At 70.7% G+C, this 25,207-nt stretch carries 21 protein-coding genes; 12 read left to right on the forward strand and 9 right to left on the reverse strand.

Features of this window, described 5'->3' with window-relative positions:
* Positions 1-3 precede the first annotated feature (3 nt).
* Positions 4-1,197 (reverse strand): RtcB family protein, encoded by a 1,194-nt coding sequence (locus tag BJ965_RS16465; protein ID WP_184909363.1) that lies wholly within the window; start codon positions 1,195-1,197, stop codon positions 4-6.
* Positions 1,198-1,368: 171 nt separating this feature from the next.
* Between BJ965_RS16465 and BJ965_RS16470 the strand changes: the two genes are divergently transcribed.
* From BJ965_RS16470 to BJ965_RS16500, 7 genes are all read left to right on the forward strand, one after another.
* Positions 1,369-2,187 carry a DUF3558 domain-containing protein gene (locus BJ965_RS16470; RefSeq protein WP_184909364.1) on the forward strand — a complete coding sequence of 273 codons (819 nt, stop codon included), beginning with the start codon at positions 1,369-1,371 and terminating at the stop codon, positions 2,185-2,187.
* A gap of 134 nt (positions 2,188-2,321) precedes the next feature.
* Positions 2,322-3,221, forward strand: a complete 900-nt coding sequence (locus BJ965_RS16475; protein WP_246545912.1) for a DUF3558 family protein — start codon at positions 2,322-2,324, stop codon at positions 3,219-3,221.
* 115 nt (positions 3,222-3,336) lie between these two features.
* Complete coding sequence (locus tag BJ965_RS16480; RefSeq protein ID WP_184909366.1) at positions 3,337-4,620, forward strand: DUF2637 domain-containing protein; 1,284 nt, start codon at positions 3,337-3,339, stop codon at positions 4,618-4,620.
* Between the two features lie 311 nt (positions 4,621-4,931).
* Positions 4,932-6,194: an ATP-grasp domain-containing protein gene (locus tag BJ965_RS16485; RefSeq protein WP_184909367.1), complete on the forward strand. Its 1,263-nt coding sequence runs from the start codon at positions 4,932-4,934 to the stop codon at positions 6,192-6,194.
* Positions 6,191-7,342 carry an MFS transporter gene (locus tag BJ965_RS16490; protein ID WP_184909368.1) on the forward strand — a complete coding sequence of 384 codons (1,152 nt, stop codon included), beginning with the start codon at positions 6,191-6,193 and terminating at the stop codon, positions 7,340-7,342. Before BJ965_RS16485 ends, BJ965_RS16490 begins: the two co-directional genes overlap by 4 nt.
* Positions 7,343-7,395: 53 nt before the next feature.
* Positions 7,396-8,661 carry a hypothetical protein gene (locus tag BJ965_RS16495; protein WP_246545913.1) on the forward strand — a complete coding sequence of 422 codons (1,266 nt, stop codon included), beginning with the start codon at positions 7,396-7,398 and terminating at the stop codon, positions 8,659-8,661.
* Positions 8,658-9,749, forward strand: a complete 1,092-nt coding sequence (locus BJ965_RS16500) for a class I SAM-dependent methyltransferase (protein WP_313666901.1) — start codon at positions 8,658-8,660, stop codon at positions 9,747-9,749. Before BJ965_RS16495 ends, BJ965_RS16500 begins: the two co-directional genes overlap by 4 nt.
* Positions 9,750-9,795: 46 nt before the next feature.
* Here the strand turns inward: BJ965_RS16500 and lysS are convergent, their stop codons facing one another.
* The gene (lysS, locus tag BJ965_RS16505) at positions 9,796-11,541 is read right to left on the reverse strand and encodes a lysine--tRNA ligase (protein WP_184909370.1); all 1,746 of its coding nucleotides are present in this window, start codon (positions 11,539-11,541) and stop codon (positions 9,796-9,798) included.
* Positions 11,542-11,690: 149 nt separating this feature from the next.
* On the opposite strand from lysS, the gene argS reads away from it, so the two are divergent.
* A complete protein-coding gene (argS, locus tag BJ965_RS16510; RefSeq protein WP_184909371.1) occupies positions 11,691-13,454 on the forward strand; it encodes an arginine--tRNA ligase in 1,764 nt (587 codons plus the stop codon).
* Between the two features lie 61 nt (positions 13,455-13,515).
* On the opposite strand, the gene BJ965_RS16515 is transcribed toward argS, so the two are convergent.
* Positions 13,516-14,016, reverse strand: a complete 501-nt coding sequence (locus tag BJ965_RS16515) for a DinB family protein (protein ID WP_184909372.1) — start codon at positions 14,014-14,016, stop codon at positions 13,516-13,518.
* 95 nt (positions 14,017-14,111) lie between these two features.
* Here BJ965_RS16515 and BJ965_RS16520 point away from each other — a divergent pair, with 95 nt between their 5' ends.
* Positions 14,112-14,897 (forward strand): DUF4253 domain-containing protein, encoded by a 786-nt coding sequence (locus BJ965_RS16520; RefSeq protein WP_184909373.1) that lies wholly within the window; start codon positions 14,112-14,114, stop codon positions 14,895-14,897.
* 93 nt (positions 14,898-14,990) lie between these two features.
* On the opposite strand, the gene BJ965_RS16525 is transcribed toward BJ965_RS16520, so the two are convergent.
* Entirely contained in the window at positions 14,991-15,644 is a 654-nt protein-coding gene (locus BJ965_RS16525; RefSeq protein WP_184909374.1) for a hypothetical protein, read from the reverse strand.
* Positions 15,645-15,658: 14 nt separating this feature from the next.
* Positions 15,659-17,113, reverse strand: a complete 1,455-nt coding sequence (locus BJ965_RS16530) for an alpha/beta hydrolase (protein ID WP_184909375.1) — start codon at positions 17,111-17,113, stop codon at positions 15,659-15,661.
* 200 nt (positions 17,114-17,313) lie between these two features.
* Here BJ965_RS16530 and BJ965_RS16535 point away from each other — a divergent pair, with 200 nt between their 5' ends.
* Both BJ965_RS16535 and BJ965_RS16540 read left to right on the forward strand, forming a co-directional pair.
* Positions 17,314-18,489, forward strand: coding sequence for a sensor histidine kinase (locus tag BJ965_RS16535; protein ID WP_184909376.1), 1,176 nt, complete (start codon positions 17,314-17,316; stop codon positions 18,487-18,489).
* A gap of 13 nt (positions 18,490-18,502) precedes the next feature.
* Positions 18,503-19,180 carry a response regulator transcription factor gene (locus BJ965_RS16540; protein WP_184909377.1) on the forward strand — a complete coding sequence of 226 codons (678 nt, stop codon included), beginning with the start codon at positions 18,503-18,505 and terminating at the stop codon, positions 19,178-19,180.
* A gap of 30 nt (positions 19,181-19,210) precedes the next feature.
* Here the strand turns inward: BJ965_RS16540 and BJ965_RS16545 are convergent, their stop codons facing one another.
* The 3 genes from BJ965_RS16545 to BJ965_RS16555 form a co-directional block, all read right to left on the reverse strand.
* Complete coding sequence (locus BJ965_RS16545) at positions 19,211-20,434, reverse strand: aminotransferase-like domain-containing protein (protein WP_184909378.1); 1,224 nt, start codon at positions 20,432-20,434, stop codon at positions 19,211-19,213.
* A 200-nt stretch (positions 20,435-20,634) separates the two neighbouring features.
* Positions 20,635-21,537 (reverse strand): SAM-dependent methyltransferase, encoded by a 903-nt coding sequence (locus BJ965_RS16550; protein ID WP_184909379.1) that lies wholly within the window; start codon positions 21,535-21,537, stop codon positions 20,635-20,637.
* A gap of 105 nt (positions 21,538-21,642) precedes the next feature.
* Complete coding sequence (locus BJ965_RS16555) at positions 21,643-23,100, reverse strand: helix-turn-helix domain-containing protein (protein ID WP_184909380.1); 1,458 nt, start codon at positions 23,098-23,100, stop codon at positions 21,643-21,645.
* A 229-nt stretch (positions 23,101-23,329) separates the two neighbouring features.
* On the opposite strand from BJ965_RS16555, the gene BJ965_RS16560 reads away from it, so the two are divergent.
* Entirely contained in the window at positions 23,330-24,058 is a 729-nt protein-coding gene (locus BJ965_RS16560) for a DUF4232 domain-containing protein (RefSeq protein WP_184909381.1), read from the forward strand.
* A 7-nt stretch (positions 24,059-24,065) separates the two neighbouring features.
* Here BJ965_RS16560 and hemB read toward each other — a convergent pair whose 3' ends face one another.
* Positions 24,066-25,064, reverse strand: coding sequence for a porphobilinogen synthase (hemB, locus tag BJ965_RS16565; protein ID WP_184909382.1), 999 nt, complete (start codon positions 25,062-25,064; stop codon positions 24,066-24,068).
* Positions 25,065-25,207 lie beyond the last annotated feature (143 nt).

Here is a 25,207-nt window from a genome sequence, read left to right on the forward strand (position 1 = left end):
CGGTCAGCCCTTCACGCAGACGACCTGCTTGATCTGCGCCACGACCTCCACGAGGTCACGCTGCTGGTCGATGACCTGCTCGATCGGCTTGTAGGCGCCGGGGATCTCGTCGACGACCCCGGAGTCCTTGCGGCACTCCACGCCCTGGGTCTGCTGTTCCAGGTCCTTCGTGGTGAACCGGCGCTTGGCCGCGTTGCGGCTCATGCGCCGGCCCGCGCCGTGCGAGGCCGAGTTGAAGGACTTGGCGTTGCCGAGGCCCTTCACGATGTACGAACCCGTGCCCATGGAGCCGGGGATGATCCCGTACTCGCCGGAGCCGGCCCGGATCGCGCCCTTGCGGGTCACGAGCAGGTCCATCCCGTCGTAGCGCTCCTCGGCCACGTAGTTGTGGTGCGCGCTGATCTCCGGCTCGAAGGTGGGCTTGGCCTTCTTGAACTCCTTGCGGATCACGTCCTTGAGGAGCGCCATCATGATCGAGCGGTTGTGCTTCGCGTACTCCTGCGCCCAGAACAGGTCGTTGCGGTACGCCGCCATCTGCGGGGTGTCCGCGACGAACACGGCGAGGTCGCGGTCGACCAGGTTCTGGTTGTGCGGGAGCTTCTGGGCCACGCCGATGTGGTGCTCGGCCAGTTCCTTGCCGATGTTCCGGGAACCGGAGTGCAGCATCAACCAGACAGAACCGGTCGTATCGGTGCACACCTCGACAAAGTGATTTCCTCCGCCGAGCGTTCCCATCTGCTTGGTGGCACGCTCATGACGGAACTTGACCGCCTCCGCCACCCCGTCGAACCGCGACCAGAAGTCGTCCCACCCGGCAGTGGCCATTCCATGGAACCGCCCCGGATCCACCGGGTCGTCATGCATCCCCCGCCCCACCGGAATCACCTGCTCGATCCGCGACCGCAGCCGGGACAGGTCGCCGGGCAGGTCGTTCGCCGTCAGGGACGTCTTCACCGCCGACATTCCGCAGCCGATGTCGACCCCCACCGCCGCCGGGCACACCGCACCCCGCATCGCGATGACCGAGCCGACCGTCGCGCCCTTGCCGTAGTGCACGTCGGGCATGACGGCCAAGCCCTTGATCCAGGGCAGGGTCGCCACGTTCCGGAGCTGCTGGAGCGCGCCCTCCTCGACCGAGGCCGGGTCGGTCCACATCCGGATCGGCACCTTCGCCCCCGGTATCTCTACATACGACATAACGCCCTCAATCCCCCGTAAGCGAACAGAAGTCCTCAACAGCAAATACCGGAGCCAAGGTCGACGAAAGGGAAATCGGACCGGCGTTCACGGCAGTGCGTGCGATACACATTGTGTTCATCGCCCGGCCTGGGGCGGCAAGCCAATATCCGTGTCGAGAGGGGCCACCACGTGCAACGGAAGGCGTACGTACCCGGTATCGCCGTGCTCCTCGCGGCGGTACTGGCCGGCTGCACCGGCGGCTCGGGCGACGAAGGTCCGACGGACGGCTCCAACCCGGACGACACCGGCACGGCATCGGCCTCCGCCGAGCCCGGCCGCTACCGCACGCTCCCCGAGCCCTGCGCCGAGGTCGGCGAGAGCACGCTCGACGAACTCCTCCCGGGCATCCCGAGGATCGGCGACGAGGAGCAGCGCGAGAAGGCCTACGAGGGCGAGCCGACGACCACGTTCGACACCGACCGCAAGGTCGGCTGCCGTTGGAAGGTGGACTCCCCGGACGCCACCGACCACCTGTTGATCGATTTCGAGCGGGTCGTCTCCTACGACAGCGCCGTCAGTGACGACAACCAGGCCGAGCAGCTCTTCGCGGAGCAGGAGGCCGCGGCCCATCTGCCCGTGCCGACCGCGACCGAGACGGCCGCGGCCGGCAGTACTCCGCCGGGCGGTGCGAGCGCGTCCCCGAGCGGCTCCCCGTCCCCGTCCGGTTCCTCCTCGCCCTCGGCGTCCGTGTCCGCCGCCCCGACCGAACTGCAGCCCCGGGTGCTGGAGGACCTCGGTGACGAGGCCTTCCTCGACGACGGGCTCAGCAGCTCCGGTTCGACGGCCAAGCAGCGGACGGTGACTGTGGCGTTCCGCACGTCCAACGTCATCGTGACCATCGAGTACGCGGAGCAGCCGACGACCGTGGGCGTCGTCCCGGACAGCAAGGAAATGCAGGACAGGGCGCAGAAACTGGCCTCGCAGCTGGCGGATTCGCTGAGCGACTGAGGCCCTTTCACTCCCCCTTCACGCGTGCCCGCAAAGCACCCGAAGGAAGAACACACCGTTGCCTCACCGCGTACCGTGACCACTCGGACCCGTTCCGACCGCAGGGAACCACGAGCGTCATGAGTGAAGGAACCATGCAGCGACGAGCACAGCGAGAAAAGCGAGACCAGCGAGCGAAGCGCCGCAACCGCGTCCTTGTCTGCGCGGCCGCCGTACCCGTGATGCTGGTCGCCGCCGGCTGCTCCTCGGACTCCGGCTCCGGCGACAGCACGGACAAGGCCGCGAAGGCCGCCGCGTCGGCGTCCGCGAGCCCGTCGCCGACCGTGCAGGCGGCGGCGTACGGCAAGCTTCCGGAGCCGTGCAAGGCGTTCTCGAAGAAGACGCTGGAGGACCTCGTTCCGAAGGGCAAGTCCGGCAAGGAGGGCAAGTCGGACGACATCTCGACCCGGGGCAGCTGCTCCTGGGACAGCCTCGACAACAACGGCGTGAAGGGTTCGCAGTTCCGCTGGCTGAACGTGTCGATGCTGCGCTTCGAGTCGGACGTCACCCGTGGCCCGGCCGACAAGCTGGCCCAGGAGTACTTCGAGAAGCAGGTGCAGGAGGCCCAGGCCGTCGAGGGTGCGAAGGGCGTCAAGACGGAGCCGGTGGCCGGTACGGGCGACCAGGCGACGGCCGTGCACTACGACCTGAAGAAGAAGGAAGGCACCTTCAAGCAGCAGACGGTCGTGGCGCGCGTGGAGAACGTCGTGGTCACGCTCGACTACAACGGCGCGGGTCTGGCCGGTGACAAGACGCCGAGCGGCTCCGACATGCTGAAGGACGCGAAGAAGGCGGCCAAGGAGGCGGTGGACGCCGTGTCCGAGGCGAACGGCGAGGGTGGCGGCAAGGCGGGCGGCAGCGCTTCGAAGACGCCGTCGAAGGCTCCCTCGAAGTCCCCGTCGAAGTCGCCGTCCAAGTCGGCGTCCAAGGAGGCCTCGGACGAGCCCTCGAAGAGCGCCTCGTCGCCGTCGAAGAAGCCCGCGTCGAAGAGCTGAGCATCTCCGACGGGATCCGGCCACCCGTCCTCCGCACATATGTGCCACCCTGTTGCGCGCAACAACACGCAAGGGGAGGGGAGTACGGGTGGCCGCGCCACTGCAGCTGACTCGGATGCACCGCGTTCTCATCGGCGTGGTCGTGGCCGGTGCCGTGATCATCGCCGGCATCGGCTTCGCCGGTTCGTACGCGGCGGTCCGCGAGTTGGCCCTCAAGAAGGGCTTCGGGAACTTCTCCTACGTCTTCCCGATCGGCATCGACGCGGGCATCTGCGTCCTGCTGGCCCTGGATCTGCTCCTCACCTGGATCAGGATCCCGTTCCCCCTGCTGCGTCAGACGGCGTGGCTGCTGACGGCGGCGACGATCGCCTTCAACGGCGCGGCCGCGTGGCCGGATCCGCTCGGTGTGGGCATGCACGCGGTGATCCCGATCCTGTTCGTGGTCTCGGTCGAGGCGGCCCGGCACGCGATCGGCCGTATCGCCGACATCACGGCCGACAAGCACATGGAGGGTGTCCGCCTCACCCGCTGGCTCCTGTCCCCCGTTCCCACGTTCCTCCTGTGGCGCCGTATGAAGCTCTGGGAGCTCCGCTCCTACGAGCAGGTCATCAAGCTGGAGCAGGAGCGGCTGGTCTACCAGGCGCGGCTGCGGTCGCGGTTCGGGCGGGCGTGGCGCAGGAAGGCTCCGGTGGAGTCCCTGATGCCGTTGCGGCTGGCGCGGTACGGGGTGCCGCTGGCCGAGACGGCTCCGGCGGGGCTGGCGGCGGCGGGTATCGAGCCGGCGCTGATCCCGCCGGCTCCGCAGCAGAGCGAGGTGGCCGCGGGCAGTCGTGCGGCGGGCCAGGTGCCCGCCCCCCGGAGAGCCGCGGCTTCCGGCGAGCAGCGCCCGCAACTCGAGAGCAACCGCAGCGCCGAGCAGCTGGACGACATCGCGGAGCCCGAGCAGAGCCCGTGGTTCAACACTCCCCGTGAGGTCGATTACCAGGGCGGCTACGACCCCCACTACGACCCCGCCGAGCAGTACGCCCAGTGGATGGCGGAACAGCAGGAGGCCGAGGAGTACCAGGCCCGGTTCGAGCAGGAGTCCTCCCCGGAGGACACGGGCAGCTTCCCCATCCCGGTGGGGCCGGGCCGCACCCGCGAACTGGGTGAAGGCGGCGGCACGCCGGCCCCGGGCGCGCAGGCCCCCGGCTCCTCACCCGCCTCCGAGCCGGACGAGGAGTCGTACTACCAGGTCTTCAAGCAGTCGATCAACGGCAGCTACCCCACGCCGCGTGAGCTCATCGACAACGTGGAGGCGGAGTTCGGCATCGGCCTGCCGCCGGAGGACGCCAAGCGCATGGTCAACCGCTTCACGAACCGTCACAACGCGGAACTGGAAGAGGACCACATCGCATAGCCGGGGAGAATTTCGGAATCATTAATTCCGCCACCGGACCCCTGGTCGGCACACGGCTCCGTTCAGGCCATTTCCGAAAACGATCCCTTGCGCGCTCCCGCGCCGCGTGGCTACGATCCTGCGGCGGAAGCGGGGGATCTATGCAGGCAGTTCACTGAATACGCCGATAGAGATGACATGAGTTCGCCGCAAGTCATTGTGGCGACCCCTCTCGGCGATGAATTGATTCACTTTATCACCCAACTCCCGGGCGACGATGTCTCGTAGCGACGTCGCATGGCGGGGGAATTCTGGAAGTTGGGGGCGCAGCCATGCAGCCGAAAGAATATGTACTCCTGCTCGGAGCCGATCAATATCTCCGGGAAAGGGCCTTCTCGGGCGCGAAGGAGGCCATCGGCCTTCCGGTCTGGGCGGCGTCGGAGGACGCCGTCCGCAGACTGAACCGCACGTTCGACACCATGCTCTCCGCCGACCCCAAGGACGCGGATTCCCTGCTGCGGGCCATCCGCACGCATGCCGCCCGGGGCTGGCACCCCCGGGTCGTCGTGCCGCTCAACGACTGGACGGTGGACTCGGCGAACGTCGTCAACCGCACCCTGGGTCTGGGCGGCCTGGACGACACCGCGGTCACCAACGCCCGCAACAAGCACGCGATGAAGCTGGCCCTCCTGACGGCCGGCGTGCGCACCCCCCGGTCCCGGCTGGTGCAGTCCGACGAGGAACTGCTCGACGCGGTCGAGGACCTCGGGCTGCCCGTGGTCGTCAAGCCGTACGACTTCGGCGGCAGCGGCGGCGTCGTCCTGGCCACCACCCGCGAGGAGGCGCTGGCCGCTCTCGCGGAGTCCAAGGGCGTCATCGCCCAGTACGGCGCGGCGTTCAACATCCTCGGCGACAAGTACCTGGTCGAGCAGTTCGTCGACTCCGACGACGAGGTGTCCGTGGAGGTGCTCTGCGGTGCCGGACGCGCACAGGTCCTCGCCGTGACGGAGAAGTACCTGTCCCCGCGCCCCTGGTTCGCCGAGCTCGCCCATCTGGTGCCGAGTCACCGCACGGGCGACGAGGCGCTGACCGACCTCGCCGTACGGGCCTGTGTCGCGCTGGGCATCGACCGGGGCCTGGCCCATGTGGAGATCAAGTTCGGTGCGGACGGCACGCCCTGGGTGATCGAGGTGGCGGCCCGTCCGGGCGGTGACGGCATCATGGACCAGGTCGAGCGGGCCTACGAGCTCAATCCCTACCGGCTGCACGTCGGTTCCTACCTGGGTGTCGACCTCCTCGGCACCGTGGCCGCCGCGGTGCCCGTCAGGACTTCGGCGATCGCGTTCCTCAAGGCCGCGCCGGGACGGATCCTGGACGTGCTCGACGGGAAGCCGCTGCCGCCCGAGGTGCGCAGCGTCAACATCGCCGCCAAGCCCGGCGACCTCTCCCACGCGGCCAAGAACTGGAGCACGAGGGAAGGTCTCGTCGAGCTCGAATGGGACGAGCTGTTCGATGCGAAGACGCCGCTGCCGGTGACGGTGGCGAAGGACCTGGCCGACCAGATCTTCGTGACGGGTGAGGCGGCCGGGGCGTGACGCGGTACACGCTCTATTCCGGTCTCTACCGATTCTTCAACGGAGTGGTGCTGCTGCTCCTGAACTGGCACATCGCGTCCGCGCAGGGCGGCGGTTACGACGCGCTGGCCGTCTCCACCACGCTCTCCTTCGTCCCGGCCGTCTTCGTCCCGCCGCTGATCCGTTTCACGCCGATCGCCGGCGGGGCCCGGATGACCGCGGCGGGCCTCACCGGAATCTCCCTGACGCTGCTCGCGATCGCGGCCTGCTGGTCCCAGGTGCACGCGGTCGTCGCCCTGAACTTCGTCCTGTGGATCTTCTTCTTCTACCTGGAGTCGACCTGGGAGGTCTGGTTCAACGACGAGGCGTCCGGGGTCCGTGGTGACGTCCTGCGCAAGCACAGTTCGCTCACCATGACCGTCAACCAGGTCGCGCTGATGGTGGGTCCGCTGTTCGCTCCGCTGTTCACGCGTCTGATCCGGGCCGAGTGGGTGCTGGTGGTGTGCGCCGGGCTGTTCGCCGTCGTCGCGGTTCTGAGCCTCGGGTCCCACCGCACCGCCACGGCCTCGGAGGAGACGCCCGAGACGGCCGGGCCGCGGCGCGCGGGCGGCGTCAACAGGCTCTATCTCGCGGCCTTCCTGCTGGTGTGGCCCATCCTGGGGACGTTCAACCTCATGCTGCCGCTGCAGGCCCTCGCCCACGGCAGGAGCATGCTGACCGTCGGCGTCCTGGACATGCTGCTCGGCATCGGCATGGCCGTCGCCGGAACCTTCCTGCACCGTCTGACGAAGAGCCTGGACATGCGCTGGGTGCTGACGGGAGCCGCCGTCGCGGTGGCCGCGGCGATGGTGATCTGGGCCGTCGTCCCGGTGTTCGGGGCGGCGCAGATGGTCGCCGTGTTCGCTCTCGGATGTGCCTTCGGTTCCCTGCGCGTACTCCTGCGCGCGGAAGCCGCGGAGAATTTCTCGCCACGCCAGGTGGGCGCGATCGTGGCGAACGCGAACGCCTGCTCCCTCCTTCTGCTGTCGGCGGTCCTCGCGGGCGGCAGATTCTTCTCCGCGCAGATCTGGCTGGCGCCTTTCGCGCTGACCCTGCTGCTCGTTGTCTCGTTCCACGCCATTCGCAAGGCCCAGCACAACCGACTCGTACCGGCGGAGGTGTCCGAATGACCGTGCTCACCGATTCCCGAGGCGTTCCCCAACACGTGGAAAGCCCGCCGGACATGAAAGAAGTCGAGAGCGCGATCGTCCAACTCGTCTCCATGAAACTGGACCACGACCGATGTCGCCGCTCCGGTGCGGCCCTGCACCTGATCCTGGCCATGGACCTGCTGTGCTCCATGGAGCGCCCGGCGGTCCTGGAGGCCACCTCGGTCCTCGCCGCCCTGCCGGAGAGCGACCCCTCCGACGCCCGGACCGAGGCGATGCGCTCCGCCCTCGGCTTCTGGGCCGCCGGGGACCTGGTCGCCGCCCGCAACGGCTTCCAGACCCTCGTCGACACGTATCCCGGCGACGCCGTGTCGATCTACGCCGTGCACATGCTGGACTTCTTCCTCGGCGACGCCCCGCACATGCTCGCGACGACGACGGACTCCCTGGCGGCCTTCGCCCCCGACGACCCGGTCATCGGCTACCTGCACGGCCTGCACGCCTTCGCGCTGGAGGAGAACGGCCTGATCGAGGCGGCGATCGAACGCTGCCGGCTCGCCCTCGCGCTGAACGCCGACGACATCTACGCGATGCACGCGATGGTGCACTGCCTCTACGAGACCGGCCGGCACGAGGAGGGCGCCCGCTACATCCGCGACTACATGCGCGGCCGGGACGCCTCGACGCCCATGCGCATCCATGTCTGGTGGCACTACGCCCTGTTCGAGCTCTACGCGGACAACATCCAGGAAGTACTGGCCTGCTACCGCATCGGCATCCGCAGGAAGACGTCCCTGCGCTCCGCCGAGGACCTGGACGCCGTCACCCTGCTCTGGCGCCTCGCCCTGATCAGGCCGCAGCTCGACCTCTCCGCCTACTGGCGCTCCCTCTACCAGGACTGGGAGCCGTATCTGGAGGAGAGCTGGTACCTCTTCAACGACTTCCACGCCTACCTCACCTACTGCCAGGTCGGCGAGTACGGCCGTGCCGACGCCCTCCTGGATGCCGTCCTGACCCGCGGCAAGGAGGTGCCCGAGGAGATGGTCGACGTCTTCCTCGGCTTCCGCTCCTTCACCACCGGCGACTACGCCGACGCGGCGGAGCGGCTGGCCAGGTCCTACCACCGGGCGTTCGCGATGGGCGGCTCCAACGCCCAGCGCGACGTCGTCGAACTCACCGGGATCGAGGCGGCCCTTCGCTCCCGGAACTACGAACTCGCCGCGCACCTGCGCGAGTCCGGCCGGATCTTCCGCCACCGCGGCCCCGTGCTCGACGAGTACGCGGCCCGGCTGGCGGGTCTGCGCCCATCCGAACGCCACACACAGGGGGTACTGAAGTGAGCCTTTACCAAGCGATACTCGACGAGACCGCGCCCGGCGACCTGCCGCTGAGCACGGTCAAACTCGCCGACCGGACCACCGTGTGGCAGCTCGACAGCCCGGCAGGTTTCGCCGCCAAGGTGGCCCAGGGCCGGGCGGCGGTCTTCGTCTGCGAGAAGGCGGCGGCCCTGACCCTGGACGCCCTGAAGGAGTGCTGCGCGCCCTTCGGCGTCGGCGAGGCGGTCGAGTGCTCCGAGTCGCAGTACCTGCTGGCGATCGGGCTGCTCGACGATACCGCGCTCCTGGTGCTGGGCGCGAACGTCACGGCCGCCCCGGTGGAGTTCTCCCCCACCAGCGACGACGTCCGCAGCATCGTCGGCTCGCTCGACGACTACTACTACGGCTACGAGGACCGCTACCGGACCGTGTACGAGCACGGAGCCGAGCTGTGGGAGTCGGCGGAGCCGAACGCCTCGCTGCATCTGCTCATGCAGGAGCGCCCGGACGTGTTCTCCGGCCGGATCATCGACCTGGGCTGCGGCGAGGGTCGCGACTCCCTCTACCTGCTGTCGCAGGGGCACGACGTCGTCTCGGTCGACGTGTCGCACTCCGCGCTGTCCCGCGCGCGGGAGCGGGCCGCCGCCTCGAACCTGGACCCCTCCGGGTTCATGGAGCGCGACATCATCTACCTGCGCGGCTTCGAGGAGGGCTCCTTCGACCTCGCGATGAACATGGGCTGCCTGCACATGCTGGTCGACGAGGAGCAGCGGGCCCGCCACATCTCCCGCGTCCACGACATCCTCCGCCCGGGCGGGCACTTCGTCGTGGACCACTGCGCGAGCGAGTGGGGGAAGGGCTTCTTCTCCATCCCCGACTACGACGACATCTCCGCCGAGCTCGTCCCGGGGCGGGTCATCTCCCGCAGGATCCGCGTCGAGGACGGGGAGAAGAACATCGGCCTGGAGGTGCTCCCCTACTCGGAGCGGTCCGGGGACGCCCTCACCGAGGAGATCAGCCGGCACGGCTTCCGGCTGGTGAGCAGCACCCACACGGACACCGAGGCGTTCGGCTCGTCGACGATGCTGCTGTTCCGGAAGCCCGGGGCGTGACATGAGAAGGGGCCCTCCGGCGGAGGGCCCCTTCCCGTTCGGGCGACTACCGGCCGAGCAGCGCGCGCACCCGGTCCTGGCCCACCGCCAGCAGCAGCGTGGGCAGCCGCGGCCCGGTGTCCCGGCCCACCAGCAGGTGGTACAGCAGCGCGAAGAACGACCGCTGGGCGGTCTTGATCTCCGGCGGCAGCTCCTTCGGCGTGGCGTCGGCGGAGAACCCGGCCTGTACCTTCGGCACGCCGTAGACCAGGTGCGTCAGCCCGTCGAGCGACCAGTGCTCGGCCAGCCCGTCCAGCAGCAGCCGCAGCGACTGCTGGGAGGCCTCGTCGAGCGACTTCAGCAGCTCGGCGTCCGGCTCGTCCCGCACGATCGTCCGCTGGTCGGCGGGGACGTGCGTGTTGATCCAGGCCTCGGCCTTGTCGTAGCGCGGGCGCACCTCGTCGAGCGAGGTCAGCGGCTGCTCGGGGTCCAGCTCGCTGAGGATGCGCAGCGCCTGGTCCTCGTGCCCGGCGGTGATGTCGGCGACGGACGCCAGCGTGCGGTACGGCATCGGCCGGGGCGTCCGGGGCAGGTCACCGGCGGCCGTGCCCACGGCACGCGCGTGCGCCGCCACGTCGGCCGGCAGGGCGCTGCCGTCGGCGACCTTGGCGTCCAGCCGGTCCCACTCGTCGTAGAGCCGCTGGATCTCCTGGTCGAAGGCGACCTTGAAGGACTGGTTGGGCCTGCGGCGCGCGTACAGCCAGCGCAGCAGCTGCGGCTCCATGATCTGCAGGGCGTCGGCCGGGGTGGGCACGCCGCCCTTGGAGGACGACATCTTCGCCATGCCGGAGATGCCGACGAAGGCGTACATCGGCCCGATCGGCTGCTTCCCGCCGAAGATGCCGACGATCTGCCCGCCGACCTGGAACGACGACCCCGGGGAGGAGTGGTCGACGCCGGAGGGCTCGAACACGACCCCCTCGTACGCCCAGCGCATCGGCCAGTCGACCTTCCAGACCAGCTTGCCGCGGTTGAACTCCTCCAGCCGGACCGTCTCCGAGAAGCCACACGCGGTGCAGGCGTAGGTCAGCTCGGTGGAGTCGTCGTCGTAGGAGGTGACGGTGGTGAGGTCCTTCTCGCAGTTGCCGCAGTACGGCTTGTACGGGAAGTACCCGACGGTGCCGGAGCTGCCGTCGTCCTCAGCGGCCGCGCCGGAGCCCTCGGCGGCCTCCAGCTCGGCCTCGTCGACCGGCTTCTGCCCCTGCTTCTTCGCCGGTGCCTTCTTCGTGCGGTACTGGTCGAGGATCGCGTCGATGTCGCCACGGTGCCTGATGGCGTGCAGGATCTGCTCGCGGTACACACCGGTGGTGTACTGCTCGGTCTGGCTGATCCCGTCGAACTCCACGCCCAGCTCGGCAAGCGACTCGATCATCGCGGCCTTGAAGTGCTCGGCCCAGTTCGGGTGCGAGGAGCCCTTCGGCGCCGGGACGGACGTCAGCGGCTTGCCGATGTGTTCCGTGTAGCTTTCCTCGTCGACCCCGGCGATGCCCTTGGGCACCTTGCGGTACCGGTCGTAGTCGTCCCAGGAGATCAGGTGCCGCACCTGGTGGCCCCGGCGGCGGATCTCGTCGGCGACGAGGTGCGGGGTCATGACCTCGCGCAGGTTCCCCAGGTGGATGGGGCCCGACGGTGACAGGCCGGACGCGACGACGACGGGTTTGCCCGGGGCCCGGCGCTCCGACTCCTCGATGACCTCATCCGCGAAACGGGAGACCCAGTCGGTGGTCTCGGTGCTCTGAGCCACGATCGGCACGTCCTTCTTTCTGCATCGGGCAGCCGGTACGGTCGCACGGCTGACCGCCCCATTGTCCCAGACCACCTCGCGCCCGGAAAAACGGCTTTACCCCCATGGGATACTGACCGTGTCTATCGATTCCCTCGAGGAGAACGGCACCCTTACCTATGGCCTCGGTCACGTCCCTCAGCGACTCCGTCCACCAGCGCCTCGCGGCGGCCCTGTCGGCGGCTCTGCCGCAGGCCGGCTCCGCGGACCCGCTGCTGCGACGAAGCGACCGGGCCGACTTCCAGGCCAACGGGATCCTGGCCCTCGCCAAGAAGGAGAAGGCCAACCCGCGCGAGCTGGCCACGCAGGTCGTCTCCGGGGTGGAGTCGGGTGAGCTGATCAAGGACGTCGAGGTCTCCGGCCCCGGCTTCCTCAACATCACCCTCACCGACCGGGCGATCACCGCGAACCTCGCCGCGCGCTACGCGGACGACTCCGGCCGCCTCGGCGTGCCGCACACCGAGCAGCCGGGCACCACGGTCATCGACTACGCCCAGCCGAACGTGGCGAAGGAGATGCACGTCGGCCACCTGCGCTCCGCGGTGATCGGCGACGCGGTGGTCAAGCTGCTGGAGTTCACCGGCGAGAACGTGGTCCGGCGTCACCACATCGGCGACTGGGGCACCCAGTTCGGCATGCTCATCCAGTACCTGGAGGAGCACCCGCACGAGCTGGACCACAAGGCCGACGAGGTCTCCGGCGAGGAGGCGATGTCGAATCTCGACCGCCTCTACAAGGCCGCCCGCAAGCTCTTCGACGCCGACGAGGAGTTCAAGACCCGCGCCCGGCGCCGGGTGGTGGACCTCCAGGCGGGCGACCCGCGGACGCTGGCCATGTGGCAGAAGTTCGTCGACGAGTCGAAGATCTACTTCTTCTCCGTCTTCGAGAAGCTGGACATGGAGATCCGCGACGCGGACATCGTCGGCGAGTCGGGTTACAACGACATGCTCGCCGAGACCTGCCGCCTGCTGGAGGAGTCGGGCGTCGCGGTCCGCTCCGAGGGCGCCCTGTGCGTCTTCTTCGACGACATCAAGGGCCCGGACGGCAACCCGGTCCCGCTGATCGTGCAGAAGTCGGACGGCGGCTACGGCTACGCGGCGACGGACCTCTCCGCGATCCGCGACCGCGTCTTCAACCTCAAGGCGGACAGCATCATCTACGTGGTGGACGCCCGTCAGTCGCTCCACTTCAAGATGGTCTTCGAGACGGCCCGGAAGGCGGGCTGGCTGGGCGACGACGTGAAGGCCCACCAGCTGGCCTTCGGCACGGTCCTCGGCAAGGACGGCAAGCCCTTCAAGACCCGTGAGGGCGAGACGGTCCGGCTGGTCGACCTCCTCGACGAGGCGATCGACCGTGCCTCGGCGGTCGTCCGCGAGAAGGCCCAAGACCTCTCCGAGGAGGAGATCGCCGAGCGCGGCACCCAGGTGGGCGTCGGCGCGGTGAAGTACGCCGACCTGTCGACGTCGGCGAACCGCGACTACAAGTTCGACCTGGACCAGATGGTCTCGCTCAACGGCGACACCTCCGTCTACCTCCAGTACGCCTACGCCCGTATCCAGTCGATCCTGCGCAAGGCCGGCGCCTCCCGCCCGGCCGCGCACCCCGAGCTGGAGCTGCACGAGGCGGAGCGCGCGCTGGGCCTGCACGCGGACTCGTTCGCGGCGACGGTGACGGAGGCGGCGACGGAGTACGCCCCGCACAAGCTGGCGGCGTACCTGTACCAGCTGGCGTCGCTGTACACGACGTTCTACGACAAGTGCCCGGTCCTGAAGGCCGAGACGCAGGAGCAGATCGAGAACCGCCTGTTCCTCTGCGACGTCACGGCCCGCACGCTCCACCGGGGCATGGACCTGCTGGGCATCCGGACACCCGAGCGGCTCTGAAGCCGGACCCTGACCGACAGGCCGAGGGCGGCACCCCGCGTGGGGTGCCGCCCTCGGCCTGTCAGCGCTGTGCCGTGGTGTTCGCACCGTCCAGGGCCTCCCGGACGAGGTCCGCGTGCCCGGCGTGCTGGGCGGTCTCCCTGATCAGGTGCAACAGGATCCGGCGCGCCGACCGGAACTCGGGCTCCGGCGGCGACCAGGGCGTCTTCGGCAACGGCACGCCGACGTCCAGGTCCGGCAGCGCGGCCACCGCCTCCTCCGTGGCCCTTGCGGCCGACGCGTAGCGCTCCAGCAGCGCGGGGAGCGTGTCACCCTCGGCCATGCGGTACTGCGCCGTGTCGAGCATGCCGTCGGGCAGTTCACCGTCGCGCTCGGACATGATCCGGGTCCACATCTCCTCTCCCGTGGCGAGGTGCTTCACGATGCCGCCGAGCGTCAGCTCGCTCACGGTCGTACGCCGCCCGGCCTGCGCGTCGGTGAGTCCGCGCACGGTGATCAGCAGCAGCGCGCGCTGCTCCGCGAACGCGGCGAGCAGGTCCGTCTTCTCGGAGGAAGTGGTCATGTCCCAACGGTAGGGAGGAAGTAGGTCGGTCGCTGTCCGCTACGGCGGTCGTAGGCCGGGTCGGATTGTCAGTGCCCGGCCCTACAGTCACCACCATGGCGACTCTTCCCAACCTCCTGCCGAAGCTGGCGGCAGACCCGAGCGGCGGCTCGCTCGGCCTCCGGCTCCCCGCCGGGGCGCTCCTCGACACCACCGACGAGGGCCCCTGGCACGAGCCGTTGCTGTGGTGCGCCGGTGAACGGGCCGTCCCGGGCGGCTGGACGGCGCTGGAGCCGGCCCGTCGTGCAGGGCTCCTGCCGGTCGTCCTGGACACGGGCGACGGCCACGGCGGCCCGGACCGCTGGGAGTTGATGCCGGGCGAGGTGTCCTACCCCGGGGACCACGACGCCGAGGAGGTCCTGGCGGAGTACTGGGAGGAGCATGCCTCGCCGGGCGAAACCTGGCCCGGCCCGGCCGATGCCGCTCCCGGGGCCCGGGACCCGGATTCCGCGGCCGCCGGCATCGTGGACGCCCTGCTCGGCGACGGCGGCCCCCTCAAGGACCCCCGTTTCGCCCTGGTCCCGGCCCGCCGCAGCGCGGACATCCCGACGGCGATCGGCTGGACGGGCCCGGCGAACCACGAGGGGGACACGGCCCGGCTCAGCGCGGTGCTCCGCTCCTGGGAGGACCGCTTCGGCATACGGGTCGTCGCCCTCGGTTTCGACCATCTGCTGGTGTCGGTCGCCGCCCCGCCCACCACCCCGGCCTTGGCGCAAGTCGTGGCCGCCGAGCACTTCGGCTTCTGCCCGGACAACATCCGGCAGGGCGCCGACCCGAGTCTCGAGGCCTACGCCGCGCACCAAGTCCTCGGCCGCCCGGCCTGGCACTTCTGGTGGGACTAGGGCCTCAGCCGGCAGGGCCGTCCCCTCCGGCGCGGCCCGCCCCCGGCCGCGTCACCCACCTGCCCGAACCGCACACCTGGTCCCTGAATCCGGTCAGCCCGCCGCCCCGTCGAGGAGCCGGCTGTAACGCAGCCGCAGCGCCCGCTCCGTGCTGGCCGCCAGCGTTGCGAGCCCGATCGCGATGTTGAGCCATGTCGGCAGACGCACGGGCGAGGTGAAGGTGCCGACATGCCGGGAGACGGCCTCCACCTGGGTGAGCGGCCCGACGAGTTGCGGGACGAGGAGGGCGAGGGCGGTGACGAGCACGAGGGCCGAGAGGAAACCGATCCCGCGGCTCAGTGCCGGGTGCGCGCGGTCGAGGCGCGCGCGGCGCCCTTCGGCGGAGTCGGGGTCCGGTTCGAGCGGGAACTCGGTTCCGTCGGCGGTGACGTAGTGGCAGCGTCTGAGCCCGAAGTCGCTCATCGACACCTCGACGATGCCGCCCTGGACAGGGAAGGCTGCCGGGAGCCGGCACTCGGCGTGGTGCCTGCCGTCGAGGTACAGATGGGCTCGGACCCGGCCGGACGACTGGTTCTGCCCGTGCCTGACGTCGACGGCGTAGACCGTCCGCCGGCCTTCCTCGTGCGTCAGCCGAAGGTAGAACAGTGCGCGGAAGGGCAACTGCCACCAGCGGAAACGCTGCAGTGCCCGGCCGTCCCCGGGCTTGACCCGCCGCACGGCCCGACGCCGGCGCCATTCCTTGAACATGGCTTTCTCCCCGGCTACTTGCCCGGCTCGGCCGCGCAGGCGAGGTCCTGAAAGGGGCGCTGTCCGGTGGTCAGGAACGTCGTCACCGCGTCATTCGCGCAGGTGTTGCGGCCGAACGGATAGACACCGTGACCGCCCTGGTCGGCCGTCACCATCGTGGCCCGCTTCCCGAGCGCCCGCCGCAGCTTCCGGGCTCCGGCCAGCGGTGTCCCCGGGTCGCGTTCGTTCTGCACCATGAGCACGTTCGACGGACCCCGGTCACCGATGCGCACCGGCGGCTCGACCCGCTCGTCCGGCCAGAACGCGCACGGTCCGATGTTCGCCGTGGCCCCACCCAGCATCGGGTACCTGATCCGGTCGACGGCGGCATCGCGCTGGTACTCCCGGACCGCCCTCGGCCAGCGGGAGTCACCGCAGATCACATGGAAACGGGCCGCCATGAAGTTCTCCATGGCGTCCATCGAGGGCGGGGTGCCGGGCGGCAGCGGGCGGTCCTCGTCGAGCGCCTGCCACATCTCGGCGACCAACGGCATGGACGCGTCGTCGTAGAGACGGTCGAAGGTGAGTCCGCGGAACAGGGTCGCGTCGATGCCCCGGACCGGCTTCGCCTCCAACCGCTTCGCGAGGTCGAAGTACGTGGCGGTCACCTGCTCCGGTGTGGTGCCCAGACCGTACTCGGGGCGTGCGGCCGCGAACGCCGCGAAGTCCGGGAACCGGTCCTGCAGTCCAAGAGCGAGCGACCGCATGGCCGTGACGTCGTAGCCGCCGGGACCCAGGCTGCTGTCGAGCACGACCCGGTCGCCGCGCCCCGGGAACAGTGTCGTGTACACCGCGCCGAGGTAGGAGCCGTAGGACGCGCCGAGGTACGAGACCTTCGGCTCGCCCAGTGCCTCCCTGATGCGGTCCATGTCGCGGGCGGTGTTCGCGGTGGTGGTGTGCGGCAGCATCCACGCCGTCCGTGAGGTGGCGCACTGCCGGGCGACGGTTCGCGCGGGCCCGGCCGCCCGCGCGACGTCGGCCGCGGTGTGCGCGTACGGCGGCACGTTGCCGCGGTCGCGCTGTGCCGGCGTCAGGTCGCAGGTCACCGGCGTGCTGCGGCCGGTACCACGCGGGTCGAAGCCGATCACGTCGTAGGAGTCCAGCACCCTCTGCGGGAGCTTCGAGGCGGCGAGGACGACCGGGTAGCCGAGTCCTGAGATGCCGGGGCCGCCGGGGTTGGTCAGCAGCACCCCGCGGCGCCCGTCCGGTTTCTCGCTCGCCAGCCGGGAGATCGCGATCTCGATCTGCCGGCCCTCGGGATCGCGGTAGTCCAGGGGGACTTCGAGGGTGGCGCACCGCAGCCGGGACGAGGAGGGCTTCTCCGAGCACGGGCCCCACCGCACGGTGTCCGGTGTCGCCGCCCGCACGTCCGGAGTCACCGTCACCACCACGGCGGCGGCGGCGAGGGCGAGGGACAGGGTTCGTTGCATGGATGCTCTCCCGAGGGGCGTCGGCGGTGAAGGTGGATGGTCGAACCTGAACGAGTCTGTGAGCTGCGAGGCGGGCACCGCATCGGCCCGGCGGCTCACATCGCCTCGACGAAAGTCGAGACCGTCCTTCGACCCGGGTCGAAGGACGCCTCCGCCCTGGGGCTGCTGTGCCCGCCACGCCGTTTCACGACAATGGCCGGATGGACAGGGACGTCGCGCCACGGCTCGGAACGTGGCGACAGGCATGGCGGCTGACGGCGGCCGGGGCGCTGGGTGTCGCCCTCTGGCTCTCCACGGCCGTGGTACTGCCCCGGGGGTGCGCGACCGGCACGTGTTCCTGGTTCGTCACGGGTGATCCGCTGGTGGCCCTCGGCTGCCTGACGGTGCTTCCGTGGCGGCGGCGGTTCCCGCTCGCCGTCGCCCTGACGGTCGTGGTCGCCGCCGCCACGTCGACCCTCGCCACCGGCGCCGCGCTACTGGCTCTGTGCTCGGTCTCCACGCGACGCCGTCCGGTGGAGATCGGGCTGGTCGCGGCGGCCTACGTGGCCGGGGCGCAGTTCGCCGCCGGGATCTACCCGACCCGGGTCCCGCCCGCGTCGCTCTGGCTGCAGCTCGCGCTCCCCGCACTGAGCGCGGGCGTCGCGTCGGCCGTGGGCGTGGCCATCGGCGCGCGGCGCGTCGAAGTGCGGTTCCTGCGGGACCGGGCGGAGAGCGCGGAGCGCGAACAGCACGCACGGGCGGCGCAGGCACGGGCCCTGGAACGGAACCGGATCGCCCGCGAGATGCACGACGTGCTCGCGCACCGGATCTCCCTGGTCGCCATGCAGGCCGGCGTGCTGGACCACCGCACCGACCTCACGGCCGAAGACCACCGCGTGCTGGTCCGCGGCATCGCCGACGGCTCCCACCAGGCACTGGAGGAACTGCGGGACGTCCTCGGTGTGCTCCGGGCCGACCCGGGCCTGCCGGAGCTGCCCCAGCCCTCCCTGGACGGGATCCCCGAGCTGGTGGCGGGTGCCCGCGCGTCCGGACTGTCCGTCACGCTCACCACCACCGTGACGGGAGAACCGTCCGACGCCGTCGGACGCACCTGCTACCGGGTCGTCCAGGAAGGACTGACCAACGCCGCCAAGCACGCCCCGGGCTCGGACGTGCACATCGCCCTGGACGGAACGGCCGGCGGCGAACTCCACGTCAGCGTCCGCAACTCCGCGGCCCTCGGGGCCACGGCCCCTCAGCCGCCGTCCTCGGGGTTCGGCCTGCTCGGCCTCGCCGAGCGCGTCGGCCTCGCCGGCGGACGACTCGACCACCACGTGACACCCGACCACGGATACGTCCTCGCCGCCCGACTACCCTGGCCGGTCCAACACCCGTGAAAAGAGTGCATGAGTGGACAGCGAACGGGAGCGGGTGCGCGTCGTCATCGTCGACGACGACCAGCTGGTGCGGATGGCACTGCGCCTGGTCATCGACGGCGAACCGGACCTGACCGTCGTCGCGGAAGCGCGCGACGGGGACATCGCGCTCACCGTGGTGGACGAACAGCGGCCGGACGTCGTGCTGATGGACGTGCGGATGCCCGGCCGTGACGGTCTCAGCGCGACCCGGGAGCTCCTCACCCGGCCGGCGCCGCCGCGGGTCCTCGTGCTCACCACGTTCGACTCCGATGATCTGGTGCTCGGAGCACTGCGCGCCGGAGCACTCGGGTTCGTCCTCAAGGACACCCCGCCGTCGCGGATCGTCGACGCGGTGCGGACCGTCGCGACCGGGGACCCCGCACTGTCCCCGGCGGCCACCGCACGGGTGATCGCCGCGGCCACCGGGCCGCATTCCTCCGAGGCCCGCCGCCCGTCCCGGGAGGCCGCACGCAAGAGGCTGTCCGCACTGACCGAACGGGAACTCGACACCGCCCGGGCCATCGCGGACGGGCTGGGCAACGCGGAGATCGCCGAGCGGCTGCACATCGGCGTCGCGACCGTCAAGGCACACGCGAGCAGCCTGTTCGCGAAGCTGGCGGTCGAGAACCGGGTGCAGATCGCCCTCCTGGTCCGCGACGCGGAGGAATGACCGACCCTCCACGCCGGCCGCCCCGGCCCCTCACGCCCCGGTGGAGTCGTCCCGCAGCCCCTCCCCCAGCCTGCGCAGCCCCTCCCCGATCTCCTCCGGTGTCTGGGTCACGAAGCACAGCCGCAGGGTGGTCCGGTCGGGCGTGCCCGCGTAGAACGGGGCGCCGGGGACGTAGGCCACGTTCTGCCGGACCACCCGCGGCAGCAGGTCCGTGGTGTCGTACGGCTCCGGCAGGCGCGCCCAGAGAAACATGCCGCCCTCGGGCCGGTTCCAGACCGACCCCTCGGGCAGCGCACCGGCGAGCCCGGAGAGCATCGCGTCGCGGCGGTCTCGGTACACGCCGGCGACGCGGGCCACATGGGCGTCCAGGTCGTTGTCGGCGAGGTAGCGGGCCGCGGCGAGCTGGTTGACGGTCGGGGTGTGCAGGTCGGCGGCCTGCTTGGCGACGGCACAGGCACGCCGCAGCTCCGCGGGTGCCCGCAGCCAGCCCAGCCGCAGCCCGGGCGCCATGACCTTGGAGAAGCTGCCGAGCAGCACCGTCCGGTCCTCGGCGCCCGGGTGGGCGGCGATCCACGGCACACGTTCACCGTCGTAGCGCAACTCCCCGTAGGGGTCGTCCTCGACGATCCACAGTCCGCGCCGGGCGGCGACGGCGGCCACGGCGGCGCGCCGCTCGGCGGGCAGCGTCCGGCCGGTGGGGTTCTGGAAGGTGGGCACGGTGTAGAGCAGCTTGGGCCGCTCGCGCACGACGAGTTCCTCCAGCGCCGCGGGGTCGACGCCGTGCTCGTCACCGGGCACGGGCACGATCCGCGCTCCGGCGAAGCCGAAGGCCTGGAGTGCCGCCAGATAGCAGGGGCTCTCGACGAGGACGGTGTCCCCGGGTTCGAGGAGCGCGGTGGCGAGGAGGGAGAGGGCCTGCTGGGAGCCGGTGGTGACGAGCAGGTCGTCGGGGCCGGTCGGCAGGCCACGCGCGGTGGTCCGGGCGGCGAGCGCGTCCCGCAGCGCGGGTTCGCCCTCGGTCGTGGAGTACTGCAACGCCCGCGCGGGCGCTTCGGCGAGCACCGCCTCGTACGCGGCGGCGATTCCCTCGGCGTCGAACAGCTCCGGTGCCGGGAGCCCGCCCGCGAAGTTGATCACCTCGGGGCGGGCGGTGACGGCGAGGATGTCCCGTACGGGGGAGCCGCCGACGGCCCGCGCCCGCGCGGCCAGGGGCGGCACCGGAGAGTGGGTGGGCAGGGGCTCGGCGACGGTCATGACAGGGCTCCTTCGGCTGCGATGACGCCTGGTGCCCCGCAGCCTAAGGAAGTACGTGCCGTCTACAAGCAGGTTTCCGGGATCCGGACGCCCCGCCGGTCACCACAGCGGGCCCGGTGGCCCACCCCTTGCGCCGGTCACCGTGGCGGGAACCCGTGGCTCACGCCTTGGCGCCGGTCACCGCGGCGGGAACCCGTGGCTCACGCCTTGGCGCCGATCGCCGCGTACACGTTGATGTCCGCGTCCGTCACGTCGTTGATGTCGCGGTAGCGCACCTTCTCGATCTCCTCCAGCCCGGCGAGGAAGGGCTCCTCCGGCTGCTCGGGGACGGGGGCGGCGTGGTCGGGCCGCCAGCGGTGCGCCGGGACGATCCCCGGGTCGGCGATCTCCAGAGCGCTGTCCGTGAAGAACCGCTCGACGTCGGCGCGGGACCGCAGCACGAAGGTGAACCCGCGCTCGGTGTAGGTCCGCTGAACCGCGCGGATGTTCTCGGGGTTCAGGTCCTCGGTGAGGTGGCTCAGCACCAGCCGGCTGCCGGGGGGCAGTTCGTCGAGCAGCCCGCGCACCAGCGGATACGCCTCCTCGTCCGCGACGAAGTGCAGGACCGCGACCAGGCAGAGCGCGACCGGCCGGTCGAAGTCCAGGGTCTTGGCGGCCTGTTCGAGGATGCGGGCCGGGTCGCGCAGATCGGCGTCGATGTAGTCCGTACACCCCTCGGGGCCGCTGGTCAGCAGGGCACGGGCGTGCGCGAGCACCACGGGGTCGTTGTCGACGTACACGACCCGCGACTCGGGCGTGATCCGCTGCGCGATCTGGTGCACGTTCTCGGCGGTGGGCAGCCCGGTCCCGATGTCCAGGAACTGCCGGATGCCCTCCTGCTCCACGAGCGTGGTCACCGCACGCCGGAGGAAGTCGCGGTTGTGCCGTACGTCGAGGTACCCGCGCGGGTTGGCGGCCAGCGCGGCGGCGGCCGCGTCACGGTCGGCGGGGTAGTGGTCCTTGCCGCCCAGGAAGACGTCGTAGACCCGGGCCGGGTGCGCCTTGCTGCTGTCGATCCTCCTCTGCAGCTCGGCGGGATCCTGGCTGAGGGCGTCACCGGACATGGACCTCTCCCTGAGAGTAGCTTGTTCAATCAGCAACAACTGCGGCGGTCAACAACCTAACGAATCCGCCGAGTTGGTGGTGCCCGCACGCTCGTCCGGGGCCGGCTACCGCGTGGTCCCTTCCTTGACCCACTTCTCGCCGCCCAGCGGGAACTCGTAGGCCGGGCGCCCGTTGTTTCCGCTCGTGCGGAAGGGCCGGCCGTGGTCGTCCACGGTCAGCGTGCCCGTCCGGTCGCCGCTGGACCAGGCCAGCTCCAGGTACCAGCTGACGTCGTACGCGGAGGCGTCGGCCCGGATGTAGTACACCTCCGGGTCGCTCTCACTCACCTTGAAGGGGAAGTTCGCGTGCCCCGCCTCGGGCACGACTCCCGGGCGCGCGGCGTCGAGGGCGACGGTGAAGAACCGGGTCGGCACACCACCGCCGCAGCCGACGCCCGGATACCCCATGGCGTAGTCGTTCCAGGCGAGCGGCGCACGCTTCCCCGCCATACGGACCGTCAGCCGCTTGACGACCACGGTCTCCTGGCCCTTCCCCTGCACGGTCAGCTTCAGGAACTGCTCCCCCGACGGCACCGCCCCGTTCGCCGCGACCCAGCCGGGCGCGTCCTGCTCCGGCGGCGGCGGCCCGACCCGTCCCGGCGGCAGATTGATCAAGTAGCGCTGGGAGCAGGGACTTTCCCAGGCGTGCGGCTCCGTGTCCACTGTGAGGGGAGCGGAGGCGGGGGCGGTGTCCCGTCCGGGGCGGCCGGCGCCGGGTCCGGTGCCGGTGCCCGTGCCCGTGCCGGGTGACGCCGAGGTGGGAGACGCGGCGGCAGGCCCCTCTCCCTTGCCCTTCCCGGCCTTGTTCTTCCCCTTGTCCTTGTCCTTGTTGTCCGCGGACGACGAACCGGCCGACGGCGACACGGACGCCGCCGTGTCCTTCCCCGCCTGCCCGCCGCCACCGCCGGAGGCCGCCGCCGTGCCACGCCGCCCCTCGTCGTCCGACCCACCGGAGGGAACGGCCACGGCGAGACCGACCCCGCCGAGGACCACGGCCGTGGCGACACCGACGAACAGGGCGCGACGGGGGCGTGGGCGGCCTGCGGGCTCCGACGGTTCGGGTACGCCGGCCTTCGCATGCGCCGCTGTCGACGTCACGTCTGCCGGGGGCACCTGCGCGGAAGCCGCTTCCGGAGAGCTCACCTCCGCAGATGCCCCCTCCGGGGAGGTCACTTCCGAAGCGCCACTCCCTGCAGCCGGGCCCCCCGATCCCGCACCCCCCGTACCGCCGTTCCCCGTACCGCCGTTCCCCTTACCGCCACTCCCCTTGCGCACCCGCCCCGCATCCGCCAGTACCCACCGACGGTGCAGCTCGACGAGTTCCTCCGGCGACGCCTTGCACAGCCGGGCGAGCCGTTCCACCGGCGCGTAATCGGTCGGCAGGGCATCCCCGTTGCAGTACCGGTGCAGCGTCGACGTGCTCATGTGGAGCCGCTTGGCGAGCACCCCGTAGCTCAGCCCCGAGCGCTCCTTCAACTCCCCCAACAGCGCGGCGAATGCCGCCGCGGTCGTGCCTTCCGACACCGCTCCTCCATGCCCCGTGTCCCGTTCCCCCGTTCCAGGGAATGACTGTTCTCCCTGGTCACAGCATGTGCGGGCGTTCCAACGTCCCTGATCCTCCGCCGGGTCTGGCGGCCGGGACGGACCACCGCACAAGCTCTGGTCATCCAAGCACGCCGCTCCCGGCCCACCGGCGGCGCGACCCGCCCGGTCCCGCTTCCCCACTGCCTTTGTCCGAAAGGAAACGCAAGATATGCGCAAGTACCACGCCCTCCCCATCGCCCTCCTGGCCGCCCTCGCTCTGACGGCCTGTCAGAACGGCACGGGCACCAAGGACGAAGGCGCGGCGCACGCCGACCCGGCTTCGGCGACCGCCACGGCCACGCACCCGGCCGAGGACGGGGGCAGCGGGAAGGGAACGGGCGGCACGACGGATACGCAGGGCACGTCCGGGGCAACCGGCACACAAGGCACGTCCGGGACGACGGGCACGCAGCCCGCCGAGGGCGACAAGCCCACCAAGGGCGACAAGGCCGCGAAGGGCACCACGGCACCCCGCGTCTCCTGCAACGGCTCCAACACCACCGTCACCGCCCAGCCGGTCCGCCGCCCCCTCAACCACATGCTGCTCACGGTGAAGAACACCGGCTCGAAGACGTGCGACCTCACCTACTACCCGGTGCTGCGCTTCGACGAGATGCAGTGGGTCCCGCGGCCGATCAAGGACTCCAAGCCGCAGGCGGTGACGACACTGGCCCCCGGCGAGTCCGGCTACGCGGGCGTCTCGCTGTCGGCGGCCGACGGCAGCGGCGAGTGGGGCACGACCAGCCACAAGCTCACGGTCGGCTTCCAGGGCCGCACGCCGAACAGCGACGGCGGCCCCTCGGCGCTCCCGGCCCTGCCGGCCAAGGGCGTGTACTACGACAGCACGCTGGCGGTCACCTACTGGCTGCGCGACATGGACGACGCGCTGACCTACTGAGCGTCCCCTACTGATCCTTGAGCTTCTGGGCCACCTCGGTGGCCCAGTAGGTGAGGATGCTCCGCGCACCGGCCCGGCGGATGCCGGTCAGGGCCTCCATGATCGCCCGGTCCCGGTCGATCCAGCCCTTCTCGGCGGCGGCCTCGATCATCGAGTACTCGCCGGAGATCTGATAGGCGGCGACGGGCACGTCCACGGCGTCCGCGACCCGGGCGAGGATGTCCAGGTAGGGCCCGGCCGGCTTGACCATCACCATGTCGGCGCCCTCCTCCAGGTCGAGGGCGAGCTCGCGCAGCGACTCACGCACATTCGCGGGATCCTGCTGGTACGTCTTCCGGTCCCCTCGCAGGGACGAGCCGACGGCCTCCCTGAAGGGCCCGTAGAAGGCGGAGGCGTACTTCACGGTGTAGGCGAGGATGGCGACGTCCTCCCGCCCGATCTGGTCGAGGGCGTCGCGGATGACCCCGACCTGCCCGTCCATCATCCCGCTGGGCCCGACGACGTGGGCGCCGGCGTCGGCCTGTACCTGGGCCATCTCGGCGTACCGCTCCAGGGTCGCGTCGTTGTCGACCCGCCCCTGCGCGTCGAGGACGCCGCAGTGCCCGTGGTCGGTGGTCTCGTCGAGGCACAGGTCGGACATGACGAGCAGGTCGTCGCCGACCTCGGCCCGCACGTCCCGCAGGGCGACCTGGAGGATCCCGTCCGGGTCGGTCCCCGGCGTGCCGAGCGCGTCCTTCTTCGACTCCTCCGGCACGCCGAACAGCATGATCCCGGAGATCCCCGCCGCGACCGCCTCCGCGGCGGCCTTCTTCAGACTGTCCCGGGTGTGCTGCACGACCCCCGGCATGGCGGTGATCGGCACGGGCTCGCTGACGCCCTCCCGCACGAAGGCCGGAAGAATGAGATCGGCGGGGTGGAGCCGGGTCTCGGCGACCATCCGACGCATCACGGGGTTGGTCCGCAACCGCCGCGGCCGAGTACCGGGAAATGATCCGTACGTCGTCATGCCCCTACGCTACGCCCGCCCCAAACCCCCCGATACCGACGCCCTGTCGGCCCCCCGCTGCGGGCATGCGTGCCGCTAGGGGCGGCCCCCGACCCAAAGAGAGCGGCACCCCGCTCCGCCGGGCTGCGAAACGCCCCGCCCAC

Source organism: Streptomyces luteogriseus, assembly GCF_014205055.1.
In the GTDB taxonomy this organism is placed as follows: Bacteria; Actinomycetota; Actinomycetes; order Streptomycetales; family Streptomycetaceae; genus Streptomyces; species Streptomyces luteogriseus.

Bases quoted from the DNA above. Each gene is read 5' to 3' on its own strand.
- BJ965_RS16530 (WP_184909375.1), bottom strand. From the start codon at position 17,113: ATGCAACGAACCCTGTCCCTCGCCCTCGCCGCCGCCGCCGTGGTGGTG.
- BJ965_RS16545 (WP_184909378.1), bottom strand. From the start codon at position 20,434: ATGACCGTCGCCGAGCCCCTGCCCACCCACTCTCCGGTGCCGCCCCTG.
- BJ965_RS16525 (WP_184909374.1), bottom strand. From the start codon at position 15,644: ATGTTCAAGGAATGGCGCCGGCGTCGGGCCGTGCGGCGGGTCAAGCCC.
- hemB (WP_184909382.1), bottom strand. From the start codon at position 25,064: ATGACGACGTACGGATCATTTCCCGGTACTCGGCCGCGGCGGTTGCGG.
- BJ965_RS16520 (WP_184909373.1), top strand. From the start codon at position 14,112: ATGGCGACTCTTCCCAACCTCCTGCCGAAGCTGGCGGCAGACCCGAGC.
- BJ965_RS16495 (WP_246545913.1), top strand. From the start codon at position 7,396: ATGAAAGAAGTCGAGAGCGCGATCGTCCAACTCGTCTCCATGAAACTG.
- BJ965_RS16560 (WP_184909381.1), top strand. From the start codon at position 23,330: ATGCGCAAGTACCACGCCCTCCCCATCGCCCTCCTGGCCGCCCTCGCT.
- BJ965_RS16480 (WP_184909366.1), top strand. From the start codon at position 3,337: ATGCACCGCGTTCTCATCGGCGTGGTCGTGGCCGGTGCCGTGATCATC.
- BJ965_RS16465 (WP_184909363.1), bottom strand. From the start codon at position 1,197: ATGTCGTATGTAGAGATACCGGGGGCGAAGGTGCCGATCCGGATGTGG.
- BJ965_RS16535 (WP_184909376.1), top strand. From the start codon at position 17,314: ATGGACAGGGACGTCGCGCCACGGCTCGGAACGTGGCGACAGGCATGG.
- BJ965_RS16515 (WP_184909372.1), bottom strand. From the start codon at position 14,016: ATGACCACTTCCTCCGAGAAGACGGACCTGCTCGCCGCGTTCGCGGAG.
- BJ965_RS16475 (WP_246545912.1), top strand. From the start codon at position 2,322: ATGCAGCGACGAGCACAGCGAGAAAAGCGAGACCAGCGAGCGAAGCGC.
- BJ965_RS16485 (WP_184909367.1), top strand. From the start codon at position 4,932: ATGCAGCCGAAAGAATATGTACTCCTGCTCGGAGCCGATCAATATCTC.
- argS (WP_184909371.1), top strand. From the start codon at position 11,691: ATGGCCTCGGTCACGTCCCTCAGCGACTCCGTCCACCAGCGCCTCGCG.
- BJ965_RS16550 (WP_184909379.1), bottom strand. From the start codon at position 21,537: ATGTCCGGTGACGCCCTCAGCCAGGATCCCGCCGAGCTGCAGAGGAGG.